Genomic DNA, 26658 nt, shown 5'->3' on the forward strand with positions numbered 1-26658 from the left:
CTATATAGCCACATTTGGAGGTGTTCTATGCTGTACCACAGAATTATACTTGCCGTTGACCTGACTGACGAAAGCATCAAGGTTGCCAATAAAGCCGCATCCCTATGCCAAGCCACTGGAGCAGAACTCACCATACTGCACGTTATCGAATCTTTAAATTATGCCTATGGCGGTGACGTCCCAATCGACATCACAGATATACAAACCCAACTCCAAGAAACCGCAAAAGAACGCATGTCGATTTTAGAAGCTCAAATCGATGTTGCAAAAAAAGAAACTTGTGTCACACAAGGAGGTATAGAGAGCGAAATCCATCGTATCGCTGAAGAAAAGCAAGCAGATCTTATTGTCGTCGGTAGCCACTGTCGTCATGGCCTTGCTTTACTGCTTGGGTCCACGGCTAACGGTGTTCTACATGGCGCACCATGCGATGTACTCGCGGTACGCGTCACTAAAGACTAATTTAAAAGCTCTTCACACAGTATTAGGCACCTAAAAAGGCGATGCAGATGCATCGCCTTTTACAGAACTAGTTTCTCGTCCAAGTCGTCCCTTCTCTACTATCAAGAAGTTCAATCCCTTTACTATCCAGTTCATCACGAATTTCATCGCTACGGGCAAAGTTTTTATCTTTACGCGCTTGCGTGCGTTCATCAATCAGTGCCTGTATCGCTTCTTCACTTAAACCTTCAACAATCGTACTGTTTTGCAAAAAATATTCAGGATCCTGATAAAGCAAACCTAGAAGCTCAGCTAAACTTTTCAATTCAGTCGCCAAAGCCGCCGCTTTTTCTGGCGCTTCTGCTTTCGCCTTGTTCAACTCTCGTACCAATTCAAACAAAACTGAAACAGCCACAGCCGTGTTAAAATCATCTTTCATTGCCGCTTCAAAGCGTACTGTAAAGTCCGTCGCCTCATAACTTGATACAAGAGTCTGACCACGCAACGCCGTATACAAACGCTCCAGCGCTACCTTTGCTTCATGTAAGCTTTGATCCGAATAATCAATCGCACTACGGTACTGACTAGACACCATCAGATAGCGAACCACTTCAGGGTTAAACTTAGCCAGCACATCTCTAACCGTGAAAAAATTACCGAGTGATTTAGACATTTTTTCGTTATTTACTCGAACAGCACCACAGTGCATCCAGTAATTAACATACTCTTTGCCAGTTGCTGCTTCCGATTGTGCAATCTCATTTTCATGGTGAGGAAACTTGAGATCTGGACCACCACCATGAATATCAAAATGACTACCAAGGCAGTTTGTCGACATAGCAGAACATTCAATGTGCCAACCAGGTCGACCGGCTCCCCAAGGAGATTCCCAAGACACTTCACCAGACTTAGCCTGTTTCCACAAAACAAAATCTGCAGGATGTTCTTTTGATGCTTCCACATCAATACGCGCACCCGCTAACATCTCATCCAGCTTACGATTATTTAACTTACCGTATTCAGCAAATGCTGTAGCACGATAATACACATCTCCAGAAGCCCCCTGATAAGCAAACCCCTTTTCAACCAGAGTTTGTATCATAGTGATAATTTCTTGCATGAATTCCGTTGCTTTGGGTTCACGGTCAGGCATTTTATTGCCTAGCTTCAGCTCGTCTTCTTGCTGAGCAGCAATCATTCGTTCGGTCAGCGACTGAGTCGTTTCATTATTTTCTTGCGCACGCTTAATGATTTTGTCATCCACATCCGTGATATTGCGCACGTAATTTAAATCATAACCAAGGTGGCGAATAAAGCGCGAAATAATGTCAAAAGAAATCATCGCTCGGGCGTGGCCAATATGACAAAAGTCATACACTGTGTTGCCACACACATACATGCCAACTTTTCCCTCAACAATTGGTTTAAAGACTTCTTTTTTGCCTGAGAGAGTATTGTATATTTTTAGCATGTTCGTTTACTTTCCTTTTGCTTCTATTTTGGCCCATGAATCACGTAGAGTGACAGTTCGATTGAAGACAATGCCCTCTTCCACCAAATCACGACAGAAATAACCTTCCCGCTCAAACTGAAAACCTTGCCCCTTGTCTGACGACACTAGAGACGGCTCAGCTTTTACATTCGTTAAAACCGTCAAGGACTCTGGGTTAATAAAGTCTAAAAAGTTTTTGCCCTCATGATTGGCATCTGGCGCTTCTTCATTAAACAGGCGGTCATATAAGTTTACCCTTGCATCGACCGCATGCTTTGCACTGACCCAATGAATCACACCTTTTGGCTTATAACCTTCAGGGTTCACACCCAAGGTATTTTCATCGTAACGACAACGCAGCTCAACCACCTCACCATGCGCATCTTTAATCGCTTCATCACAGGTAATAACATAACCACCACGCAGGCGAACAGCACCTTCTAAGGTTAAGCGCTTCCACTTACGCGGCGGCACTTCAGCAAAGTCTGCTGCATCAATGTACAACTCTTTGCCAAAAGGCACTTCACGTGTTCCAGCGGCTTCATTTTTAGGGTGATTGTTCACCATGAAAATTTCTTCTTTGCCTTCTGGGTAATTCGTTAATGTCACCTTAATAGGGTTTAACACAACCATGGCACGATTAGCGTTAGCATCTAAATCTTCACGGATAGCATGCTCTAGCATGCCGAAATCCACCACACTGTCTGATTTAGTCACACCAATTCGCTCACAGAAGTTGCGAATAGAAAGCGCAGTATAACCACGACGACGTAGACCAGAAATCGTCGGCATACGCGGATCATCCCAGCTGCTTACGTGTTTCTCATCCACTAACTGTTTTAATTTACGCTTACTGGTTACCGTATAGTTCAAATTCAAACGAGCAAATTCGATTTGTTGCGGGTGAAACGTCTTTAATGTATCCAATACCCAGTCATATAAAGGACGGTGATCTTGGAACTCCAAAGTACAAACAGAGTGCGTCACTTCTTCAATGGCATCAGAAAGACAGTGAGTAAAGTCATACATTGGGTACACACACCACTTATCACCCGTTTGGTGGTGATGCACATGACGTACACGATAAATAATAGGATCACGCATATTGATATTCGGACTTGCCATATCAATTTTAGCGCGCAACACGGCTTCGCCATCTTTATACTTACCATTTTTCATATCCATAAAAATGGTCATGTTTTCTTCAACAGTACGGTCACGATATGGACTATTCTTACCCGGCTCTTTCAATGTGCCACGATAGTCACGCATTTGCTCTGCGTTCAACTCGCAAACATAAGCTTTGCCTGCTTGTATAAGCTGCACAGCAAAATCAAAAAGCTGATCAAAATACCCAGACGCAAACTTAATGTCGTCTTTCCACGAAAAGCCAAGCCACTCAACATCGCGTTTAATTGACTCTATATATTCAACACTTTCTTTTTCAGGGTTCGTATCGTCAAAACGAAGATTACATTGGCCGTTATAGCGTTGTGCTAAGCCAAAATTCAAGCAAATAGATTTAGCATGGCCAATATGTAGGTAGCCGTTAGGCTCAGGCGGAAAACGGGTTGTGACAACACCAGCGTTTTTACCTGATTCGTTATCTTTATCAATAATTTGGGTAATGAAATTACCGGGTTTTGACGTTTCTGACATGTTGTTGTAAATCCTGATAAATGTGCGTCTAACAGACGTTGTTACTTTAACCTACGAGTATATCTGATTTAGGTTTCATAGGGGCGCTAGCTGGGAAAAAATTCTATAGCCCAACGAGGTATTTGGAGATAAAAAACACTAAAACACCAACCACTATGGTCAATAACTGCTGTTGACGCCAAATACCCACTAAAAAAGCTGCCGCAGCACCAAGCAACCAAGGATTATTTAAAGCCACATTCAGCTGCTGATTGGGCATAACAATCATAGGAGTAATTATGGCCGTCAACACGGCCACTGGCACATACCTTAGCGCCTTTTCTAGCCATTCTGGCATGCTCACTTTGTGAGCACGGGCAAACAACACAAAGCGGATTCCAAAGGTCACCAAGAACATACCTGCAATCACGATAACACTGTCAACTGTTGTCATCGGACAACCTCCTCAGCTTTATCCAACTGACATTTTCCTAGTCGTAAATCACTTAAATAACCTACTAACACACCAATCATGGCGGCAACCAACAAACCTAGATTATTCGGCAAGCCAACCAACAACACAGAGGTCACGGCAGAACTAAGCAGTGCAAGAACAAATGGCTTACTTTTCAAATAAGGCGTAATGATGCCAATAAAAGTCGCCACCATAGCAAACTCTAACCCCCAGTCACTCATTCCGGGAATCAACTCACCCGACATAACACCCAAGAAAGTCGTGACATTCCACATAAGATAAAAAGACAAAAATGAACCTAAATAAGCTTGATGCCCGTTTTTTTCATCCACTACTCGCGTCCCGTATAAAGGCCGAACGGCAGCATAGGTTTCATCGATCAAACCAAACCCCATTATCACACGTACTTTCATCGGTAAGTGTTTAACAAACTTAACCAAGTCCGCAGCGTAAAGTAGGTGCCTAAGGTTGACCACAAAAGTCGTTGAGATAATGACCCAGAGTGGCGCATGAATAGAAATCAAACCGATGGCAACAAACTGCGCGGAACCAGCAAACACAACAGAAGACATTGCCATGGCAAACCATGGGCTTAGACCATAACTAGAAGCCAATGAACCAAACAAAAGGCCAAATGGAATACCGCCCACTATCATAGGAATCGAAGCCACTGCCCCTCGTCTCATTTCTTTAAACAAACTCATAGGGACTTCTCCAATATTTTTTCCATATAGACATCTGCCCTTTCATAAAGGGAAGGCTTTGGAGCCGGCATTTCAACAAAACCATTTTTTTCATACAGTCGTTTGGCTGCTTCTAAACAAGAAGCGGTTTCAAGAGTCATTTTTTCAACCCCCATTTGCCGTGCTTGCGCAATGGCTTGATCCATCAATCGTTGTGCAATACCTTTACCTTGAGCATGTTCTGCTACGGCTAACTTCAACAGTGCAGTGCTATTCGCTTGAGAATCGGGCAACATAGCAAGCGTACCTAATGCCCTCTCACTGCCCTCTCTAATCGCCATCCACACAAAACCCGATTTATCTATAATAGAAGCCTGAGGGTCTTCTAAAACTTGATAGTCAGCTTCAATCACCTGATCTGGAAAATAGCTTTCTAACCAATGCATATTCAAAGCAAAAAAAGCAGATTGATGGGTTTCCTTGTATGGAATGATATTTACTCTACTTAAACGATCTATCACCATTTCAGTCAGTTCATTGCCAAGTAACTGCCTTTCAACTTGTTCAAGGGCCTGTAAAAAGTTTGCAGAAGGTATATTTATGACGCCATCCAGCACCACTTTCATTTCCTGCAAAATGGGCTCAACTTGAGCCATTGCTTGATGGCCATCAGCAGACAGCTTCAAATGCGAGCGCCTTTGATCACAAGGATCCAGCTCTTTTTCTAGCAAGCCTTCTTTTAGCATCTTTGTCACTTGCTTGCTTACGGCAGGGTGACTAACTTTCAACTTTTCAGCCATATCCATCACCGACATTGCACCAGACAATTGCAGCAAACGTAAAATTGGAAAGTAAGTGCCTGAAATTGGAATGCCGTATTCTTGATAAATCCCCTGAACCTCTTGAAAAAGGTGATCACTTAAACGCTTTAAGCGACTCCCCATAGACAAAACCCCAAACCGCTCCATCACATCTCCATATTTGCTTTAATAAATATAAGTAACCAGTTACCTATATTTATTAAAGCAAATAAAATATCGCCTAACAAGCCTCTAAACCAACACGCATATAAAATTCATTGCTAACTTCTGCTACAATCCAGCGCTTAATTAATACTCCAACCCATTAGAAAATTTGGCTAAGGAAAATGAAATGAAAGAAAAGGCTGTGGTTGTTTATTCAGGTGGAATGGATTCATACACTGTATTGCATACGGCCATTAAAAATGGACTAGATGTTTACGCTTTGTCCTTTAATTACGGACAAAAGCACAGCAAGGAGTTGGATGTCGCCGCGAATGTTTGTCGCGAATTGACTATTCCCCATAAGGTTGTCGATATTACTGCCATTAACAGCCTAATGACTGGCTCATCTTTAACCAGCGACATAGAGATCCCAGAAGGCCATTACGAAAATGACAACATGAAATCCACAGTCGTGCCAAATCGCAACATGGTACTTCTATCTATGGCAATTGCTTACGCGGTCTCTTTAGAAGCTGGAAAAGTTTTTTACGGTGCCCACTCAGGCGATCACCATATTTACCCTGATTGTCGTCCGGAGTTTGTTGAGGCAATGAATGCCGTATCCAAAATCGCCAACTACCAATCTGTGGAGATTGTTACGCCTTTCTTATATTCCTCTAAGGGTGACATACTAAAAGCAGGTTTAGAAATGCAACTGGACTACAGTAAAACCTGGACCTGCTACAACGGCAGAGAACAGGCTTGTGGTAAATGTGGTGCTTGTTATGAACGCCTAGAAGCATTTGATGAACAGGCTTTCCAAGATCCATTAGTCTATGAAGCTTAAGCATAACGCCTTCAATCAATAAGCCATCAGATGCCTTTCGCTAATTGTTTAACACATCCAAGGTGGCGTCTAAGCCTACAAACACATAAAATGCTTAACATCGACTAGATAGCTGCCTTTTGAGCGGCGAGCTAATTTTTATAAAACCACTGAAAACAAGGATCTTCACATGATCGTTTTACACACAAACCACGGCGACATTCATATTGAACTAGATTATGAAAAAGCCCCTAAATCTGCGAAAAACTTTGAAGAATATGTCACTTCTGGTTTTTACGATGGCCTTATTTTTCACCGTGTTATTAATGGCTTCATGATTCAAGGTGGCGGGTTTGAGCCAGGTATGACGCAAAAAGAAAGCCGTAGCTCAATCGAAAACGAAGCAGACAATGGACTTAAAAATGCCGTTGGTACTTTGGCCATGGCACGCACTATGGATCCACACTCTGCCTCTTCACAGTTTTTTATTAACATCGCTGACAACAGCTTCCTAAACCACCGCAGCAAAACATCTGATGGCTGGGGCTATGCTGTATTTGGTAAAGTGACTGCAGGCATGGATGTCGTTAATAAAATCAAAGAAGTAAAAACAACCGTTAAAGCAGGCCATCAAGATGTCCCTGCGGAAGACGTCATCATTGAAACAGCCGAATTAATCAAAAACCCAGCTTAATGATTCGCTATTTCATCTCTGATCTGCATCTTAGTAATAAACGCCCAGATCTAATTCGGGCGTTTATTCAGATGACAGACGAACTCATTGCTAAAAATGCAAAAGCTGAGCTTTATATTCTTGGTGATTTTTATGAAGCATGGATTGGCGACGATTTTCACGCTGACTGGAATACTCAGATTGAAACAGCACTAAGCAAGGTCACACAATCCGATATCTCATTGTTTTTTTTGCATGGCAATAGAGACTTTCTAATAGGCAAAGCTTGGCTTGAACGAGTCGGTGCAAAGTTAATCACGGAGCAAACCACCCTATCCTGTGATAAACATTCTATTCTTCTTACCCACGGGGATGAATACTGCCTAGAGGATATCGAATACCAAACCTTTCGGGCCATGGTTCGCTCTGCTGCTTGGCAGGATCAAATTCTAGCCATGCCATTAGAACAGCGCATTGCCATGGCAGCCAAACTACGTAATGACAGTAAATCCATGTCAGCCGATAAGTCATCTTCCATTATGGATGTCACGGAATCATCCGTTCAGCAATCGCTTAAACTACACAATAGCAAGACACTGGTCCATGGGCACACACACCGCCCTGCTACGCACAAACACAAACAGTCTTTACGCTGTGTATTAGGTGATTGGGACAAATACATTTGGCTCGCCACGATTGAAAACGATCAATACATTCAATCAAAAGCGTCAGTCGAGGATTTTTTCGCCAAAGGCATAAATGGCATGCAAGAAGCGCATAAAGAAACACTCCAATAAACTGCCCACTGCTAATGACACAATAAAAAGCCAGCCTCTCTCAAGTTAAAAGTGCTGGCCCTTATTTACAACATTATTACAGGTGTAAAAGCTCTTTTACCCATTCCGTTTCAGCGACATTGCGAGATTGGCTAAACTCCACATTACGCTGATGTAACATAGCAATCGCACGAAAAAAGGCATTATTGATAGTCACTGGATTAAGCTCTACCCCAAAAGTATCCCACCAGTATCGCTGGGCCTTACTAGTCAATAGCTGATAAAGAAAATCTAACTCTAAAGAACCTTCATAAATCACATTAAAATCAACAATAGGATCGTGTTTCGCAATTTCTAATGCGAGCCAATAAGTCAAATCTGATAACTCTTCACTCATTTGCATCCCCATAACATCCCCCAACCTTAGGCTTAATGCTATGAGTTTAGTCTTTGAAGAAAAATATACCGTGTCGATTCACTGTAGGTTTGTGGTATTTTGTAACTTAAGCTGCGATTGGTGGCGGTCCACTATGAACGCGAAATTCAGTATCAGGCTCGACAATCAATTGATGCTCGACCTCTCTAAAAAAAGCCACTCGATCATCTATCGATTCACCAGAATATTCCTGCGCAAGGGCGAGATAATCTTCAAAGTGACGAGCTTCGGATTTCAGCAAAGAGATATAAAATTTAGAGAGTTCTTCATCCAAATGAGGGGCCAAGGCTGCAAAGCGCTCACAAGACCGCGCTTCAACATAAGCCCCTACAATCAAGGTATCAACCAGCCTTGCAGGCTCATGGGTTCGAATATGCTTACGCATACCATTAGCATATCGAGAAGCGGTTAAATGTTCATAAACCACACCACGATTGCGCATCAACTTATGTACCTGCTCAAAATGCAGTAATTCTTCACGGGCAAGACGAGACATCTTATGCAACAGATTATCTCGATCTACATAACGATACATTAAGTTCATCGCAGTTGAAGCGGCTTTTTTTTCACAGTGAGCATGGTCATTTAAAAGTAAGGTCTGATTCTCCAAGGCCCAATTCACCCATGCTTCAGGGGATTTACATGGAAGAAATTCAACAAGCTCAGGATATGCTGATAACATTACTCTACCTTTTTATCTGAAAAAACGTGATTATACTCTCTATTATACTCTTAGGCAGCAACGTCTTGATTTGGATACCAAATTTCTAATGAATGATTTTTATGACCCACAAAAGTTAAAAATTGGACAACACGTTGGCGTTGAGCTCGACCCATACGTTTTAAACTACCCAGTAGATGATAATAAAACCACCTGGGTCGTTGATCAGGGCGGTCGACCTTTTGTGTTACGCTTTTTTCAACCAAGCAAAGGCAAGGTTGAAGACTTCCTGCAGAATGCTAGGAAATATGCCAACGTAAAACATCCCGCAATTACTCCTAGCTACCCACCTTTTTACTCTAATTTATGGGTGTTTTCTTGTTCCGCCGTTTGCGGCGGCGAAAACCTTTATAGTTTCTTAGGAAAATACCCAGACGGTGCACCGCTTAATGTTGTCGTCAGTCTATTTGAATCTATCGCCAAAGCGCTTGATCAATTACACAAAAACAAACTATTTCATGGTCATCTAGACCTTAACTCTATTCACGTTGTAAACGGTTTAGGTGTTATGACAGGCTTTGGCACCCATCACTGGATGACCCGTATTTCAGAACATGAAATGGACCCACGCTTCGCTCCGCCAGAATATCGTCAAAAAGAGCAGAAACGAACCCCTGCGGTAGACCGTTATGCTTTTATGAAACTGCTTATGGCCTCCCTACTTGGTGAGTCCATACTCGATAAAGATTTTGCCAGTAGCCTGCCAAGCTCGCATCCTAATCTCAGTAAGAATACTTGGCAATCACTGCTCAAATGGAGCAAAGAAAATGAGCGCCATCGTCCCAAATCATTAGTCGAAGTAATGAGAATTCTTCGTGCCAACCTCTATCGACCAGAAGAAAGTAACAACCCAGAACAAGAAAATAAAATCACCGAGTACACCAGAAAACTAAACAAACTTCCTAAAAAGATACTCATTATTGGCGGTCTAATTGCTACCAGCGCTGTTGCTGCTCTTATTCTATGGCCAGCTGATGCGCCTATTGAGAAAAAACTCGTTGCCCAAGTCCAGAAAACTGCGGCAGCTAAAGCTGAAGATTCTTTTGATACCCTTCCACAAGTACTAGAAGAACCATTGATATCTGGCGGCAAAGCACCAAAAATCGAAAAAATTGCTCCCGCCAATTTTAAAATGGGAGACCAACAAAGAATCGGGGATGATAACGAGTACCCAGTACATGAAGTTGATATTCCGCGCGGTTTCTACTTTAGTAAATATGAAGTCACTTTTGATCAATACGACAAATTCGCCAAGGTAACAGGTCGAGCACTTCCTCCAGATAATGGTTGGGGTAGAGGTAAACGTCCTGTCGTCAACGTCAACTGGTATGACGCTAAGGCCTATGCCTCTTGGGTATCAGAGCAAACAGGACAGGAATATCGTCTCCCAACAGAGATAGAATGGGAATATTCTGCAAGAGCCAACTCAGATACCTCTTTCTGGTATGGCAATAACGTCAAACCAGGCTACAGTGTTTGTGATAGCTGTGGAAGCCAATGGGATGGTGTTTCTACTGCGCCAGTTGGCAGTCAAGCCAGTAATCCACTAGGCTTATTTGATATGCATGGCAATGTTGCCGAATGGGTTGAAGATTGTTACCACGATAACTATGAGGGAGCGCCTTCAAAAAACCAAGTTTGGTTAGCTGACAGCTGTGAAAGCAGGGTTCTGCGAGGCGGCTCATGGTTTGATATCCCAAGAGTTGGACGCAGTGCAACACGATACCCAGCAGAACCCAACCTAAAAGCAAGCAATTGGGGGTTCCGAGTGGTTCGCATTATTCAGCAAAACGACAAATAAGCTAAATCAGAATAATTCCGCTAAATGTCACCTATTCGAAATTGTTATGGTGCACATTAAGCCTTAAGAGTATTTTTTCTATAAAATAAAGCCACAAATCAGAGAGTGAAATAGTGAGGTTTCGATATACCAAGAGCCTAGGAAAACAGGCCCTGATCGCAACCGCCCTTTTCATACACAATCTTATCATCAATTATTATTCAGAGGTCTAAATGAGCCTGTATTCAGAGTACTTACAAGAAATAGAAGATCGAAAAGGACAAGGCTTACACCCTAAGCCAATTGATGGCAGTGATTTGTTAGCAGAAATTATTGCTCAGATTAAAGATTTAGGTAATGCGCACCGTGAAGATTCACTTAATTTCTTCATTTATAACACACTACCAGGCACAACCAGTGCTGCGGGCGTTAAAGCGGCATTTTTAAAAGAGATTATCTTAGGTGATTCTCAAGTAGCCGAAATTACGCCAGAATTTGCTTTTGAACTGTTGTCACACATGAAAGGTGGCCCTTCAATTGGTGTACTTCTTGATTTAGCATTATCTGACAACGCTGCAGTGGCAAAACCTGCAGCAGAAGTTTTAAAAACACAAGTATTTCTATACGACGCCGATTTAGCTCGCATTGAAGCTGGTTTTAAAGCCGGTAACGCAATTGCTAAAGAGTTATTAGAAAGCTTTGCCAAAGCGGAATTTTTTACTAAATTACCTGATGTTGAAGAAAAAATTGAAGTAGTCACCTACATTGCCGGTGAAGGTGATATTTCAACAGATTTACTGTCTCCTGGCCATCAAGCGCACTCTCGTGCAGACCGTGAATTACACGGTAAATGTATGATTACTCCTGAAGCTCAAGAAGAAATCCAAGCACTACAAGCTAAACACCCTAATGCAAAAGTAATGCTTATTGCTGAAAAAGGCACTATGGGGGTTGGTTCTTCTCGTATGTCTGGTGTAAACAACGTTGCACTTTGGGCGGGTAAACAAGCGAGTCCATACGTACCCTTTATTAATATCGCACCAGTCGTTGCAGGTACAAATGGCATTTCTCCAATCTTCTTAACAACCGTTGATGTGACGGGTGGTATTGGTCTTGACCTTAAAAACTGGGTTAAGAAAGTTGATGCAAACGGAAGCACAGTTGTAGACGAAAATGGTGAGCCGGTATTAGAAGAAGCTTACTCAGTTGCTACAGGTACTGTATTAACTATCGATACAAAAGCTAAAAAGTTACTCAATGGTGATAAAGAATTAGTTGATGTTTCTTCAGCTTTTACTCCACAAAAAATTGAATTCATGAAAGCCGGTGGTTCTTACGCTGTTACTTTTGGTAAAAAGATTCAAATTTTTGCAGCTGAGGCTTTAGGTGTAAAAGTACCGCAAGTATTTGCTCCTTCAAAAGAAATTTCTATAGAAGGGCAAGGCTTAACAGCGGTAGAAAAAATCTTTAATAACAATGCGGTTGGTGTTTTGTCTGACACACCATTACATGCAGGTTCGGATGTTCGTGTAAAAGTGAACATTGTTGGTTCTCAAGACACCACCGGCCCAATGACTTGCCAAGAATTAGAAGCTATGGCCGCTTCAACTATTTCACCAATTGTTGATGGGGCATATCAGTCTGGTTGTCACACAGCATCAGTTTGGGATAGCAAAGCGAAAGCCAACATCCCGAAACTAATGAGCTTCATGAACAAATTTGGCCTTATCACTGCACGTGATCCTAAAGGGGTTTACCCTGCGATGACAGACGTTATTCATAAGGTATTGAATGATATTACTGTTGACGATCGTGCAATCATCATTGGCGGTGACTCACATACCCGTATGTCTAAAGGTGTTGCATTTGGTGCCGATTCAGGAACCGTAGCGATTGCATTAGCAACAGGTCAATCTGCTATGCCTATTCCTGAGTCTGTAAAAGTTACCTTTAAAGGTAACATGAAAAGCCATATGGATTTCCGCGATGTTGTACACGCGACTCAAGCACAAATGTTGAAACAATTTGACGGCGAAAATGTTTTCCAAGGCCGTATAATTGAAGTGCACATTGGTACTTTATTAGCTGACCAAGCATTTACATTCACAGATTGGTCTGCTGAAATGAAAGCAAAAGCGTCTATCTGTATTTCACAAGATGAAACGTTAATTGAATCACTTGAGCTTGCTAAGAGCCGTATCCAGATCATGATCAACAAGGGTATGGAAAACGAAGCGAAAACACTTCACGGCTTGATTGCATTAGCTGATAAGCGTATCGAAGGCATTAAGTCTGGCACGACTCCAGCGTTATCACCTGATGATAATGCTAAATACTACGCTGAAGTGGTCATTGATTTAGATGTTATCGATCAACCAATGATTGCCGATCCTGATGTAAACAATGAAGATGCCTCTAAACGTTACACCCATGATGTTATTCGTCCAGTGTCATATTACGACGGTAAGCCAGTTGATTTAGGTTTTGTTGGCTCATGCATGGTCCACAAAGGTGATATGCAAATCATTGCTCAAATGCTACGCAACATTGAAAAACAAAACGGTAAAGTTGAATTTAAAGCACCATTAGTGATTGCACCGCCAACCTATAATATTGTTGATGAGCTTAAAGCGGAAGGCGACTGGGATATTTTACAAAAGTACGCTGGCTTTGAGTTTGATGATACAAATCCTAAAGGTGCGGCACGCACTAAGTACGAAAACATCATGTACCTTGAGCGCCCTGGTTGTAACTTATGCATGGGTAACCAAGAGAAAGCGGAACCAGGTGATACGGTTATCGCGACATCAACACGCTTATTCCAAGGTCGTGTTGTAGCAGACACCGCGGAGAAAAAAGGTGAATCACTACTTGGCTCTACACCTTTGGTTGTACTTTCAACGGTACTGGGTCGCTTCCCTTCCATTGAAGAATATAAAGGTGCAGTTGAAGGTATTGACCTTACTAGCTTTATTCCACCGACTGAAGAAATGGTCTCAACACCAGAATTTATTCCTGTTAGTAACCTTTAGTAGGTCGAATTAAGCTCGACTAAATGTCAATGAACACAAGAATGATCACTGTGTTTGCAATACAAAGTTGTGCCCTAACTCAAGGGCACAACTCTATATACAAACTAATTGACCTTCTATCCGCTCCAATATTTTCAAAAAACCATTAACCACCCCCTACCCCCCTTCTTCTAGTACTTGCTTGTCATCTCATAACGAGGCAGCCTTGTCTTTTGACAGGCACAAAAAAGCCCCGCTATGCGAGGCCTCTCCAATGTTTGTATTTATAGTGACTAAATGACTTCACGCTCAACCAGCTCATCAAATTCTGCTTGTTGCTGTCGCTCGATTGGACTTTCGACATCTTGAGCATTGATATGATGTTGGCGGCCCTGATGTTTGGCCTTGTATTTAATAAGTTGCTTCTCTAGTTTTCCAACTAATAGATCCAAGGCAGGCTTGAGTTGTTTGTCTGTTTTAACAGTGGCAAAAAGATCATGGCCAGGAATATGCACACTGGCTTCAACGATTAATTCATGAATCTCATGCTTCTCCGTATTCAAAATCACTTTGATGCTGGTTATCTGATTGTTGATTCGCGCCAAGTGATCCATTTTTTCTTTAACTAATTCTTGAACTTCCTCACCAGATTGGACATGGTGACCGCTAATATTCAATGTATACATAGAGAATTTCCTTCTGTTTTAGTCAAATGTTTTCTTTACGCCGTTTCTGATCTCCTTCGTTATAGTCATACTTATAATCTATGGATGAAGTGAACGGATTTCAATAGCACAAACGTAAATACTTGTTCAAGATCATGATTCCATTCAATCGTTTCTTCAAGCGAACCTAAAAACAATAGCAAATACTTTATTAATCAATATCATACCTCACCAAAGCGAACAACTTTTGTTGCTTCGAAGCTATTTCGTTACTGTCTTGCTATGGCAAGTACGACACACAGAAAATATCACCCTAATTAGAGCTTAGTTCATCTTAGTTACTCTGACCGATTCAAAGCCATCATAGCTAATGAAAAATAGCTCAACCGACTAAACTGATCACAAAAAAAAGACGCTAGTGGTTTAACCACTAACGCCTTCTAGGTATTTACTAAAAGTCTATTTTTATCAATCTTCCAGAAGAATACGTAGCATACGACGTAGAGGCTCTGCAGCCCCCCATAGAAGCTGATCGCCAACAGAAAAAGCGCTGATGTACTCAGGCCCCATGTTTAGCTTACGAATACGACCAACAGGCACATTCAAAGTACCCGTTGCAAAAGTCGGTGTTAGGCGCTCCATCGACGCTTGTTTTTCATTAGGAACAACACTTACCCAATCATTATGCTCTGCTAGCATGCCTTCAATATCTGCTACTGGGATATCTTGGTTCAATTTGATTGTGAACGCTTGGCTATGGCAACGCATAGAACCAATACGAACACACAAACCATCCACCGGAATAATCTGGCTAGTATTACCTAGTATCTTATTGGTTTCCGCTTGAGCTTTCCATTCTTCACGGCTTTGACCATTGTCTAATTGGGAGTCAATATAAGGGATCAAACTTCCCGCTAATGGCACACCAAATTGATCAACAGGCATCGAGCTTGAACGCATTTGCTCTGCGACTTTACGGTCGATATCCAAAATGGCGCTTGCTGGGTCTGCCAGCTCAGAAGCGACCGCCCCCTTCAACATGCCCATTTGATTAATCAACTCACGCATATGGCGAGCGCCGCCACCAGAAGCCGCTTGGTAGGTCATGGACGTCATCCACTCAATGTGGCCTTTTTCAAATAAGCCGCCCAATGCCATTAACATCAAGCTCACAGTACAGTTACCACCTGCAAAGGTTTTAACGCCATCTTTCAAGCCTTGCTTGATGACATCTTGGTTAACTGGATCGAGAACGATGATGGAATCACTTTCCATACGTAATGAAGATGCTGCATCAATCCAGTAACCTTTCCAACCCGCCTTGCGCAACTGAGGGTAAATAGCCTTGGTATAATCACCACCTTGACAGGTAATAATAATGTCCATTTTCTTCAACGACTCAATATCACTTGCGTCTTGAAGCAATGGAATGTCTTTACCAATTTCTGGACCTTTCTGCCCCGTTTGAGAAGTGGTGAAAAAAACAGGATCAATATGATCGAAATCTTTTTCTTCTCGCATACGTTGCATCAACACGGAACCAACCATTCCGCGCCATCCGACTAAACCTACAGTGTTTTTTGACATGGTTATCTACCTTTTTTGTGGGGCCACTCATACCAAGAGCAGTATCCCTAATGATCCCTAACACCCCTGTGATGTTAGGTTTTTAATTCAGCGCTATTAACGCTTTAAGTACGGCATCGCCCATGGCTTGCGTACTGACTGTTTCGCATCCATTTGATGCAATATCGGCTGTTCTAAGACCTTGGTCCAAAACAGTGCTTACTGCGGTTTCAATAGCATCTGCCGCCTCTTTTGAATCAAGAGAGTAACGCAGCATCATAGCAACAGACAAAATAGTCGCCAATGGGTTTGCAATACCTTGGCCTGCAATATCTGGTGCAGAGCCATGACAAGGCTCATACATGCCACGCCCTTCTGCATTTAAAGAAGCCGAAGGGAGCATACCAATAGATCCTGTCAGCATTGCAGCGGCGTCGGATAGAATATCACCAAACATGTTGCCAGTAACCATTACATCGAACTGTTTTGGCGCACGAACCAGCTGCATCGCAGCATTATCCACTAACATGTGAGATAACTCTACGTCCGGGTACTCTTTCGCCACTTCTTCCATCACTTCTTTCCAAAGTACGGTCACTTCCAACACATTAGATTTATCAATCGAGCAAACACGCTTACCACGTTGACGAGCGGCCTCAAATGCAGAACGGCCAATACGACGAATTTCAGATTCACTGTAAACGTAAGTATTAAAACCTTCACGTTCGCCATTTTCTAAAGTGCGAATACCACGAGGCTGACCGAAATAAATACCGCCAGTCAATTCACGAACAATCAAGATATCCAAACCGGCTACAATTTCAGGCTTTAAACTAGAAGCCTCAGCCAGTTGCGGGTAAAGAATGGCAGGACGAAGATTAGAAAACAACTCAAGGTTTGAACGCAAACCCAACAAACCTTTTTCAGGGCGAACAGACATATCCAGTCCATCCCATTTAGGCCCACCTACCGCACCTAACAAAATGGCATCCGCCGCTTTTGCTTTAGACAATGTGCCTTCCGGCAATGGAGAGCCTGTTTCATCGTAAGCTGAGCCGCCCACCAACGCACTCTCATGGGAAATATTCAAAAAAAACTGCTCATTAACAGCATCCAACACACGAACCGCTTGCGCTACGATTTCTGGACCAATACCGTCACCCGGTAATACCAATATATTTTTACTCATTCCACATTCCTTAAATTCTAATTTTGTAAGCTTACTCACCACGTGACATGAAAAGCCACGGCGCTTCATTCATTCTTTTTTCTTCGTAGCGACGAATATGAGATTCTTCTTGAAGCGTCAAACCGATGTCGTCTAACCCGTTTAATAAACAATGCTTACGGAAATCATCCACACTAAACGTAAACTCAGCACCAGAAGGCGACGTCACTGTTTGCGCAGCAAGATCAACCGTAATCTCAGAACCTTCTTTCGCTGTTACTTCAGCAAATAGCTGATCCACTTCTTCTGCTTGAAGCACAATAGGAAGCAAACCATTTTTAAAACAGTTATTGAAAAATATATCGGCAAAACTCGGCGCAATAATAGAGCGAAAACCATAATCATCTAACGCCCAAGGCGCATGTTCACGACTAGAGCCACAGCCAAAGTTGTGTCGAGCTAACAACACACTCGCACCGGCGTAACGCGCTTGATTTAATACAAATTCATCACGTAATGGACGACCAGTACATTCTTGGTCTGGCTGACCTTCATCTTGATAACGAAGCTCATCAAATAAATTTTTACCAAAGCCGGTTCTCTTGATGGATTTCAAGAACTGCTTAGGTATGATCATATCCGTATCAACGTTTGCCAAATCCAAAGGAGCCGCCAAACCTGTATGTTTAGTAAAAGGACGCATAATCTCTCCTAAAGACCTTAGTGTTTAACCAATTCGTTAACATCAACAAAGTGACCAGCAATAGCGGCAGCGGCCGCCATCGCAGGGCTCACCAAATGCGTACGACCACCAAACCCTTGGCGACCTTCAAAGTTACGGTTAGAGGTTGAAGCACAATGTTCCCCATTCCCTAACTTATCCGCATTCATCGCCAAACACATAGAACAACCCGGCTCACGCCACTCCAAACCAGCGGCTTCAAACACTTCATGCAAACCTTCTTTTTCGGCTTGTGCTTTCACCAAACCGGAACCGGGCACCACAATCGCTTGTTTCAAACTAGAAGCCACTTTACGACCTTTAACCACTTGTGCCGCGATGCGTAAATCTTCAATACGAGAGTTAGTACAAGAACCAATAAACACCCGATCCAAGATAACATCCGCTAAAGTCGTCTTGCCTTCTAAGCCCATGTATTTCCATGCACGCGCATAACCTTCTTTCGTCACCGCATCTTTTTGATCTTCAGGACGAGGAATAGGCTCATCAATAGCAATCACCATTTCAGGAGAGGTTCCCCAAGTAACCTGAGGCTTAATATCTTCCGCTTTAAGAACAACCACCTCATCAAACTGAGCATCAGCATCGGAAACCAAGTCACGCCAAGCTTCCACTGCCATATTCCATTGCTCACCTTTTGGCGCATAGGGGCGGCCTTTAACGTATTCCAATGTCGTATCATCAACCGCAATCAAACCAACACGAGCGCCCGCTTCAATCGCCATATTACAAACCGTCATACGCCCTTCCATCGACAAAGACTGAATACCGGTACCGCCAAATTCAATGGCATAACCCGTGCCGCCAGCCGTACCAATCGCACCGATAATCGCCAACACAACATCTTTAGCCGATACCCAAGGTGACAACTCTCCATCAACGCGTACCAACATATTGCGGTTCTTTTTCTGAACCAAACATTGAGTGGCAAGAACATGTTCCACTTCGGAGGTACCAATACCATGAGCCAAAGCACCAAAGGCACCATGGGTAGAAGTATGAGAGTCCCCACAAACCACCGTCATACCAGGAAGCGTCGCACCTTGTTCTGGCCCAACAACGTGTACGATCCCTTGGCGAATGTCTTTCATGTTAAATTCAGTAATACCGAACTCATTACAGTTATCATCCAACGTCGTGACCTGAATTTTAGACACTGGGTCTTCGATACCATCAACCCCATCAATACGTTCTTTCTTTGTTGTCGGAACGTTATGGTCAGGTGTGGCAAGACTACCTGATACTCGCCAAGGCTGACGTCCAGCAAGCCTTAGCCCTTCAAAAGCTTGAGGGGAAGTCACCTCATGAAGTAGCTGCAAATCAATATAGATTAATGCACTTCCGTCATCTCGTTGTTGGACAAGGTGACTATCCCACAACTTGTCATAGAGGGTTTTAGCTGACATTTTTTCTCTCCAAAATTATTAAGACCTTTGCACAATTACTGCGCTTGCTAATACTTTGTTAAAAATAGACTCGAAGTGCTCATTTATAATTTATAAACTCCGCCTTCTCGCCTATTTTTGCCTCGTCTTAGCTTCGCTCGTTACATTGTGAAAATGCCTAATCTAGTTGCGCTATCCTAAAACTTTCGTTTAAATAACTCCAATTCATAATTTTTATAATTCGGATTATTTTTTGGAATGCTAGACATTGCTGAACTGCTTACCTTTATTAAAGTCGCTGAAACTGGCTCTTTTTCCGAAGCTGGGTCGCGCCTTTTTATCACCCAGCCTGCCGTCAGTAAACGCGTTGCCGCGCTAGAAAGTAGTTTAGGTGTCAAACTATTTGACCGTATTGGCCGACAAGTACAACTAACAGAAGCAGGAAACCGCCTATTACCCAAAGCCAAAAAAATGGCGGAGGATTTACAAGATATAAAGCGCAGCATGACATTACAGCTGGAAGATGTGAGCGGTGAACTCCGTTTATCCACTAGCCACCACGTTGGGTTGCGCCGCTTACCTAGATCACTCAAGCGCTTCCAAGAAGCGTTCCCCAGCGCTCAACTTGAGATCGAATTTACCCAGTCAGAAGATGCCTACCAAGACGTGCTCAAAGGGAATGCAGAGTTAGGTGTTATCACCCTATCTAATAAAGACAATCCGATGATTGAGTCACTGCCAATATGGTCGGATCCTCTTACTTGCGTGGTCAGTAAAGATCATCCACTTGCCTTATCTACAAACGTAAGTTTGATCGAGTTATCGAATAATGCCTGTGTATTACCCAATAAGAATACCTTTACTCGACAAATCGCCGAGCACGCATTTGCTAAACAGGGACTCAAGCCTAAAGTTCGTATGAACACCAACAACCTAGAAACATTAGCGATGCTGGTGAGTATTGGCTGGGGCTGGTCATTACTGCCTTCCACCTTAGTAGATGACAAACTGGCCGTATTACATATTCCAGATTTAAACGTCGAAAGAGAATTAGGGGTTATTCACCACAAACAGCGAACTCTAAGCAGAGCGGCTATCGCTTTTATTGAGATATTAAAAAGCGATGCTGTTTATTAGATCCGCCCATGAAAAAATAAGCGCAAACTAATGTTGAGGTATTACTATAGTCTGGTCTGTATTTTTCAATTAAAGTAGACGTCAAGCTCCAAACCAAGCGCCATACCTCTGAATGTAAATATAGTAAAAACTAGCGACGCTGGCTGGCTAACAAAATCACCAATGCTAACCCACTGATAACTGAAGCACTGGTAAAAGCCCAAGCACCACCGGCCCATTCCCATAAATAACCAGTCATCACCATCCCTAAGCCACCACCTAAACCAATAGCAAAAGCACTGTACATGGCTTGCCCTTGTCCGGCGTAGCGCTCAGGAAATAGTCGTCTTATCTGTTCAATCGACACCATATGAAATAAAGCAAAAGTGATGCAGTGCAACAACTGGGTAAGCACCACCACCCACACTAAGGTTGCAAACCAACCTACTAAGAACCAGCGAATAATCCCACAGACAAAACAAAGAACAACAATATGAACCACATGAAAACGCCTAAGGGCATTACCAAAGTACATAAATAAGATAATCTCAATCACTACCCCTAAGGCCATCAACAAGCCAATTTCTTCTCCGCTATAGCCAGAATTCGAGAGATGTACAGCAAAAAACACATTAAAAGGTGCATGAGCCATAAAGGCTAAAAAAGCCAAAGCAAAGAACAGCAGGGATTCAGGTGTTTTTAAAAGCTCTAAAAAGGAAGTGCTTTCCTTATGACTAACCTGTTCATAAGCCTGTTCTTTAATAAAAAAGGAAGTCACAACAGACAAGGCTAAACACACACACATAGTTGGAATCACAATGCTAATGCCAAGCTGTTCAATTAAAAAACCCGCTCCAGCCACCGCGACCACATAACCAATGGAGCCACCAACTCGGAGGCGAGTATAAGGCACATCCAGATGACGAATACTCCTTACTGCCAAGGCATCCGTCATAGGAATCAAAGCAGAATAAAACAACGCCATGGTACAAGTCAGGAGCCAAAGCGTTTCAAATTGATCACTCCAATTAAATGGAATAACGGCAATAAAACAGCCTAATATTCCCAGTTGTAAAACCCGTTTTGGCAAGCCAATCTTTGATGTCAGCCAGCCCCAAAAATGAGGAATCAAAATACCCGATAGAGTAAACGTAGACATTAAGCGGCCGATTTCTGAAGCAGATAACCCAATCGATTTATAATACACCGAGATGTAAGGCATCATCACGCCTATCACCGCACAGAAGAAAAAGTAAAAAATAAATAACGGCCATGCCACTGGACGAGCTTTTTTCGAGAACATAATGATTCCAAAAATAGTGCTGATTTGCCGCCAGACAAGGCAGCAAAAGATAATGCATTAGTAAGAGTGTTTAAGTATGCTGCAAATAATGGTAAAAAGCACGATTCATTAAGGCCATACAAACGCGAAGGCGGGAAGTTTTAATATGACTAATAATCAAGAATGGTGGCGCGGCGCCATCATCTATCAGGTATACCCCCGCAGTTTTTTCGACTCAAATAATGATGGCATTGGTGACCTTCCAGGCGTCACAGCGAAAATGGATTACATAGCTTCCCTAGGAGTCGATGCTATCTGGCTATCGCCCTTTTTCACTTCCCCAATGAAAGACTTCGGCTATGATGTTTCTGACTACTGCGATATAGACCCTATTTTTGGCACTCTCGCAGACTTTGATGAACTGATTCAGTCAGCCCATCAATGCGGTTTAAAAGTGATGATAGACCAAGTATTGAATCATTCCTCAGATCAGCATCCTTGGTTTATTGAATCACGTCAAAGCCATGACAATGACAAAGCAAATTGGTACGTATGGGCCGATGCTCAACCCGATGGTACAGTTCCCAATAACTGGTTATCCGTGTTTGGCGGCCCCGCTTGGCATTGGGACAGCCGCAGGAAACAATACTATTTACATAACTTCCTCGACAGTCAGCCCGATTTAAACTTCCATAACCCAAAAGTGGTCGATGCATTATTAGATACCGTTGAATTCTGGCTTAAAAAAGGCGTAGATGGCTTTCGTTTAGACACCGCCAACTATTACTATCACGATGAAAAGCTGAGAAATAATCCGCCCAAAGAAAAAGTCGTCGAAGGCAGTATTGGGGTTCGACTTGATAATCCCTATGCCTATCAACTGCACCTGTATGATAAGTCTCGACCAGAGAACATTACATTTTTGAAACGCCTTAGAAGCTTACTCGATCAATACCCAGGGAGCACCACAGTGGGCGAAGTCGGGTGTGATTTTTCTCTCGATACCATGGCGGCTTATACTCAAGGCAAAGACAAATTGCACATGTGCTACTCCTTCGACCTACTCACCCACGATGCTTCGATGACCCATATCCGCACTACTATGGAAACCATTGAAGCAGGTTTAGGTGATGGTTGGCCCTGTTGGGCAATTGGCAACCATGACGTTGAACGCGTAGCGACTCGCTGGGGTGGCAATCATGCCTCAGCGGCAAAAAGCAAAGTCTACATGGTGATGCAGCTGTCCTTACGAGGCAGCGTTTGTTTATACCAAGGGGAAGAACTAGGTTTGCCGGAAGCAGAGCTAGAGTTTGAACAACTGGTCGATCCATTTGGCATTAATTTTTGGCCGGAGTTTAAAGGCCGTGATGGTTGCAGAACCCCCATGCCTTGGGAAAACAATAAACAAGGTGGATTCTCTAAGTCTAATGAGACCTGGTTACCTATAGCAGACTCACACAAGCTATTAGCTGTCAGCGAACAAGAAGGCAATCGTAGCTCTGTATTACATGCTTACCGAGACTTTTTACACGTAAGACGCGCCCATCCAGAACTGATTCATGGTGATATTGAATTTATCTACGACGATGAAACAACACTGGTATTTACTCGTAACCATCAAGGCAAACAACTTTTCATTGCACTCAATACCTCAGAGCAAGATAAAATCATCCCCACAGAACTGACCTTGTCCGAGTTAACGCTTCCTGAAGCGATAATCTGTGGTTACCTTGATAACAGAACCGTAGTACTCCCGCCCTTTAGCGTTTTCTTTGCTCGCATAGTTCTATAAACCAACAAGACCCACTCCATTATCAGGTGGGCCTTGTTATTAATAAATAACGCGTAAACCCTATGAAGCTAATTGTTCCTGATTGGGCCAAGCATTAATAATGGCTTTCACCAAGGTTGCCAATGGAATTGCGAAAAAGATTCCCCAAAACCCCCAAATGCCACCAAAAAACAATACCGCCACAATAATTGCTAATGGATGAAGGTTAACCGCTTCAGAAAACAGCAAAGGCACTAATACATTACCATCCAAAGCCTGCACGATTAAATAAGCCACGACCACATAAATAAACTCACTTTGAGTGCCATATTGGTAAAACGCCACTAGTACAACAGGAATCGTCACAGCGGCAGCACCAATATAAGGAATCAACACAGACAGGCCAACTAACAAAGCCAATAACTCTGCGTATCTCAACCCAAACACTAAAAATACAAAGTAAGTAACAATCCCAACGACCATCATTTCAATGAACTTGCCACGAATATAATTAGCTATTTGCTCATTCATCTCGTTAGCGATATTCCGCATCATTTTTCTTTCCTTAGGCAACCATGACGTTAAATAGCCCAAGATTTTTTCTTGATCTTTCAATAGAAAGAACATTACTAATGGCACTAAAACCAGATAAATCACTAAAGAAAATAACGAAGGAATACTGGATAAAGAAAACGACACTAACCATTGCCCAAGATTAGTGGATTCATTTGCCAACGAGTTAACAACTTCATCAATAGCCGCTCGGCTCACAATTTCACTGTTACCTTCAGCAAATTGCTGTACCTCATCACGGATGCTTGTAAACATACTTGGCGAGTCCTGAACAAAACGTACCGCCTGACGCCAAATAATAGGCACCATGACACCAATAAACACACCACACACGGAAATAAAACTAAGAAAAACAATAGAAACCGAAACAATATGCCCCACACCAAAACGCTGTAGTTTATCGACCAAACCTTGTAAAAGAAACGCCAATACCACTGCAATCAATACTGGGGCTAACACTCCCCCCAAAAACGCCAAAGCACATATGGTTGCAACCAGCAACAGTAAAAATACCACCACCTCTTCATTGGAAAAATAACGCTTAATCAGCGAATCAACAATTTTAAACATATAAAGCCCGTTTCATTATTTTTTGATCTCAAAGGTAAATACACCATTATCAGTAGTCAGTGACAACAAGGTGAACCCCATTAAAGAGACGTATTGAGGAATATCTTTTAGAGACCCAGAGTCACAGGTACTAATAGACAACAAACCACCTACTTCCATTTTACTTAGCGCCATTTTGGCCTTCAGTAAGGGCATTGGACAACGATCTTCTCTTGCATCCAAGATTACGTCATACTGTTTAGACTCGTTGACCATCATGTCTAATTTTCCTTGTGAGTTCATCCGCCATATTATGAGACTATTTTCAAAGGTTACAACAGGCTTAACCATCTTAGCTTTTGCTGTCACAAGTATTTCCCCAACGCTAGCAAATGATACCCTACCGGATCTAGAAGCGAACAAAGATGAAAGAACACTGTCAAACCCATCTTACATTCTTGGCCAATATTGGTTTAGAAAACTCAATGGCAGCCAAGCTTTAATCGACTTCCCTCCTGCCTACGATTACCTAAAAGATGTCCTATCAAAGCTGCTACCTCAAACCGACCTATTCAATAAAAAAGTAGAAATAACGCTATTGAATAGTACCCAAAGCAATGCCTTCGTTATTCCCGGTAACCACATGTTTATTTACTCTGACATTCTGGAGATGATTGACAGTGAAGACATGTTGTTTGGACTCCTTGCCCATGAAGTCGCTCATTTGGATCTCAGGCACTATGAAAGACAAAATCAAAACTCTGGGGAAGAACTCAGTAAAGCCCTTGTATTAATTGGCGCAGGTATTGCTGCAGCCCTTGCTGGTGCCGGCGGTGATGCCACTACAGCCCTCTGGTTAGGGGGAATAGCCAACCAAGCGGAAAACACCTTAACCTACAGCCGTAATCAAGAGCAAGAAGCAGATCGTCGTGGTCAGCAGTATTTAATCGATGCCGACCTCAATCCAGATGGCATGACAGAACTGTTTCGCGCTTTCTTCAAGAAAGCCCTAGGCAGACCAAATTTAGAGTTTTTATCCACTCATCCATCACCCAATACTAGGCTATCAGATTCAATGAATGCTGAGCCAAAAAAAACTATATTAAGCAATAAAAGTAACGGCGAGTTTGATTATTTTAGAGCAAGCATGCTGGCTTACCGAGCTGGTTTAGCAGATCGGCCCTATGACTATTTAAACCAAGTGATTACCAACCTAGATGCCAGCAATTTTGCAAAAGCGCTGTATTCATACCTAATTCAGTTCCCAGAAAGGTCCATTCAATACTTAAACAGAATAAAAAAAGACAATACCTTTACAGACTATCTAAAAGCGTTAAGTTTTGCTGCTGTAGGCAATATAAAAGAAAGCCTAATGATCGTAGAGCAGCGGCTTCAGTTAGACCCAAACAACATTTTATTTTCAATGCTTCATGCCGAGCTAACCCAATCTAAACCCATTACGGTTAATGCAGATTACCTCTACGAAAAGCGCTTAACTTGGCGTGCAGATATCCAGTACTATCAATCTCGTAGAAATATTCCTATGGCATTAAATTATCGCGCTCAACTTGACTTTAGCCAAGGCAAGGATAAAGCCGCTCAATACCTCATTAACCGCGCAGAACAAAATGCGGTGGGTAATGAAAAAAATATAATAAAAGAAACTGAAAACTATTTTAAGAAAATAAAAGAAGCCGAGAAACAGGAAAATTTAAATTAAAAAAAAAACAAAAAAGCCAAACATTAAGTTTGGCTTTTTTGAAAACATTAAAGACTACAGCTGTGAATGAAGTTTATCAAATTGAGCTTGAAGCTCTGCATGTTTCGCATTATATAAAGCTTCTTTTTGGTCAAAAGTATAAGCCCCTTTTAGATTTACGCTGGTATCTACCGTCGCTCCCATATCTTTCAACGTTAACGAAAG

24 protein-coding genes are annotated in these 26658 nt (G+C 42.4%); 9 read left to right on the forward strand and 15 right to left on the reverse strand.

Going from position 1 to position 26658, the window contains the following annotated elements; genetic code table 11:
• The first annotated feature begins 27 nt into the window (after positions 1-27).
• Entirely contained in the window at positions 28-462 is a 435-nt protein-coding gene (locus I8J31_RS17510; protein WP_199469884.1) for a universal stress protein, read from the forward strand.
• 67 nt (positions 463-529) lie between these two features.
• Here I8J31_RS17510 and cysS read toward each other — a convergent pair whose 3' ends face one another.
• The 5 genes from cysS to I8J31_RS17535 form a co-directional block, all read right to left on the reverse strand.
• On the reverse strand, positions 530-1912 hold the full coding sequence (gene cysS, locus I8J31_RS17515; protein ID WP_199469885.1) for a cysteine--tRNA ligase: 1383 nt from the start codon (positions 1910-1912) through the stop codon (positions 530-532).
• Between the two features lie 6 nt (positions 1913-1918).
• Complete coding sequence (locus I8J31_RS17520; RefSeq protein ID WP_199469886.1) at positions 1919-3592, reverse strand: glutamine--tRNA ligase/YqeY domain fusion protein; 1674 nt, start codon at positions 3590-3592, stop codon at positions 1919-1921.
• A 103-nt stretch (positions 3593-3695) separates the two neighbouring features.
• Complete coding sequence (locus tag I8J31_RS17525) at positions 3696-4025, reverse strand: AzlD domain-containing protein (protein WP_199469887.1); 330 nt, start codon at positions 4023-4025, stop codon at positions 3696-3698.
• Positions 4022-4750: an AzlC family ABC transporter permease gene (locus I8J31_RS17530; protein ID WP_199469888.1), complete on the reverse strand. Its 729-nt coding sequence runs from the start codon at positions 4748-4750 to the stop codon at positions 4022-4024. The genes I8J31_RS17525 and I8J31_RS17530 overlap by 4 nt, the downstream gene beginning before the upstream one ends.
• Positions 4747-5673 (reverse strand): bifunctional helix-turn-helix transcriptional regulator/GNAT family N-acetyltransferase, encoded by a 927-nt coding sequence (locus I8J31_RS17535; protein ID WP_233402879.1) that lies wholly within the window; start codon positions 5671-5673, stop codon positions 4747-4749. The genes I8J31_RS17530 and I8J31_RS17535 overlap by 4 nt, the downstream gene beginning before the upstream one ends.
• A 208-nt stretch (positions 5674-5881) precedes the next feature.
• Between I8J31_RS17535 and queC the strand changes: the two genes are divergently transcribed.
• The 3 genes from queC (at position 5882) to I8J31_RS17550 (ending at position 7990) form a co-directional block, all read left to right on the forward strand.
• A complete protein-coding gene (queC, locus tag I8J31_RS17540) occupies positions 5882-6541 on the forward strand; it encodes a 7-cyano-7-deazaguanine synthase QueC (RefSeq protein WP_199469890.1) in 660 nt (219 codons plus the stop codon).
• Between the two features lie 169 nt (positions 6542-6710).
• Entirely contained in the window at positions 6711-7214 is a 504-nt protein-coding gene (locus I8J31_RS17545) for a peptidylprolyl isomerase (protein ID WP_199469891.1), read from the forward strand.
• Positions 7214-7990 (forward strand): UDP-2,3-diacylglucosamine diphosphatase, encoded by a 777-nt coding sequence (locus tag I8J31_RS17550; RefSeq protein ID WP_199469892.1) that lies wholly within the window; start codon positions 7214-7216, stop codon positions 7988-7990. Before I8J31_RS17545 ends, I8J31_RS17550 begins: the two co-directional genes overlap by 1 nt.
• A gap of 76 nt (positions 7991-8066) precedes the next feature.
• Here the strand turns inward: I8J31_RS17550 and I8J31_RS17555 are convergent, their stop codons facing one another.
• Complete coding sequence (locus I8J31_RS17555; protein WP_233402880.1) at positions 8067-8366, reverse strand: hypothetical protein; 300 nt, start codon at positions 8364-8366, stop codon at positions 8067-8069.
• A 106-nt stretch (positions 8367-8472) separates the two neighbouring features.
• A complete protein-coding gene (locus I8J31_RS17560) occupies positions 8473-9087 on the reverse strand; it encodes a MiaE family protein (RefSeq protein ID WP_199469894.1) in 615 nt (204 codons plus the stop codon).
• An 88-nt stretch (positions 9088-9175) separates the two neighbouring features.
• Between I8J31_RS17560 and I8J31_RS17565 the strand changes: the two genes are divergently transcribed.
• Positions 9176-10927: an SUMF1/EgtB/PvdO family nonheme iron enzyme gene (locus I8J31_RS17565; RefSeq protein WP_199469895.1), complete on the forward strand. Its 1752-nt coding sequence runs from the start codon at positions 9176-9178 to the stop codon at positions 10925-10927.
• A gap of 212 nt (positions 10928-11139) precedes the next feature.
• The gene (locus I8J31_RS17570; protein ID WP_199469896.1) at positions 11140-13938 is read left to right on the forward strand and encodes a bifunctional aconitate hydratase 2/2-methylisocitrate dehydratase; all 2799 of its coding nucleotides are present in this window, start codon (positions 11140-11142) and stop codon (positions 13936-13938) included.
• Positions 13939-14210: 272 nt separating this feature from the next.
• Here I8J31_RS17570 and hpf read toward each other — a convergent pair whose 3' ends face one another.
• From hpf to leuC, 5 genes are all read right to left on the reverse strand, one after another.
• Positions 14211-14603, reverse strand: a complete 393-nt coding sequence (gene hpf / locus I8J31_RS17575; RefSeq protein WP_199469897.1) for a ribosome hibernation-promoting factor, HPF/YfiA family — start codon at positions 14601-14603, stop codon at positions 14211-14213.
• Positions 14604-15050: 447 nt separating this feature from the next.
• Positions 15051-16169: an aspartate-semialdehyde dehydrogenase gene (gene asd, locus I8J31_RS17580; protein WP_199469898.1), complete on the reverse strand. Its 1119-nt coding sequence runs from the start codon at positions 16167-16169 to the stop codon at positions 15051-15053.
• 82 nt (positions 16170-16251) lie between these two features.
• Complete coding sequence (gene leuB / locus I8J31_RS17585) at positions 16252-17337, reverse strand: 3-isopropylmalate dehydrogenase (RefSeq protein WP_199469899.1); 1086 nt, start codon at positions 17335-17337, stop codon at positions 16252-16254.
• A 31-nt stretch (positions 17338-17368) separates the two neighbouring features.
• Complete coding sequence (gene leuD, locus I8J31_RS17590; RefSeq protein WP_199469900.1) at positions 17369-18019, reverse strand: 3-isopropylmalate dehydratase small subunit; 651 nt, start codon at positions 18017-18019, stop codon at positions 17369-17371.
• 17 nt (positions 18020-18036) lie between these two features.
• Entirely contained in the window at positions 18037-19464 is a 1428-nt protein-coding gene (gene leuC, locus I8J31_RS17595; RefSeq protein WP_199469901.1) for a 3-isopropylmalate dehydratase large subunit, read from the reverse strand.
• Between the two features lie 237 nt (positions 19465-19701).
• Here leuC and I8J31_RS17600 point away from each other — a divergent pair, with 237 nt between their 5' ends.
• Positions 19702-20580 (forward strand): LysR family transcriptional regulator, encoded by an 879-nt coding sequence (locus tag I8J31_RS17600; protein ID WP_199469902.1) that lies wholly within the window; start codon positions 19702-19704, stop codon positions 20578-20580.
• Between the two features lie 130 nt (positions 20581-20710).
• Here I8J31_RS17600 and I8J31_RS17605 read toward each other — a convergent pair whose 3' ends face one another.
• Positions 20711-21862, reverse strand: a complete 1152-nt coding sequence (locus I8J31_RS17605) for an MFS transporter (protein ID WP_199469903.1) — start codon at positions 21860-21862, stop codon at positions 20711-20713.
• A 145-nt stretch (positions 21863-22007) separates the two neighbouring features.
• Here I8J31_RS17605 and I8J31_RS17610 point away from each other — a divergent pair, with 145 nt between their 5' ends.
• Positions 22008-23633, forward strand: a complete 1626-nt coding sequence (locus I8J31_RS17610; RefSeq protein ID WP_199469904.1) for an alpha-glucosidase — start codon at positions 22008-22010, stop codon at positions 23631-23633.
• Positions 23634-23693: 60 nt separating this feature from the next.
• Here I8J31_RS17610 and I8J31_RS17615 read toward each other — a convergent pair whose 3' ends face one another.
• Together I8J31_RS17615 and I8J31_RS17620 are read right to left on the reverse strand one after the other, a co-directional pair.
• Entirely contained in the window at positions 23694-24755 is a 1062-nt protein-coding gene (locus I8J31_RS17615; protein WP_199469905.1) for an AI-2E family transporter, read from the reverse strand.
• A gap of 15 nt (positions 24756-24770) precedes the next feature.
• Positions 24771-25013: a sulfurtransferase TusA family protein gene (locus I8J31_RS17620; protein ID WP_233402881.1), complete on the reverse strand. Its 243-nt coding sequence runs from the start codon at positions 25011-25013 to the stop codon at positions 24771-24773.
• Between the two features lie 34 nt (positions 25014-25047).
• Here I8J31_RS17620 and I8J31_RS17625 point away from each other — a divergent pair, with 34 nt between their 5' ends.
• Positions 25048-26454: a M48 family metallopeptidase gene (locus I8J31_RS17625; protein WP_199469906.1), complete on the forward strand. Its 1407-nt coding sequence runs from the start codon at positions 25048-25050 to the stop codon at positions 26452-26454.
• Positions 26455-26658 lie beyond the last annotated feature (204 nt).

It is taken from the genome of Marinomonas transparens (assembly GCF_016463975.1).
GTDB classification, from domain to species: Bacteria; Pseudomonadota; Gammaproteobacteria; order Pseudomonadales; family Marinomonadaceae; genus Marinomonas; species Marinomonas transparens.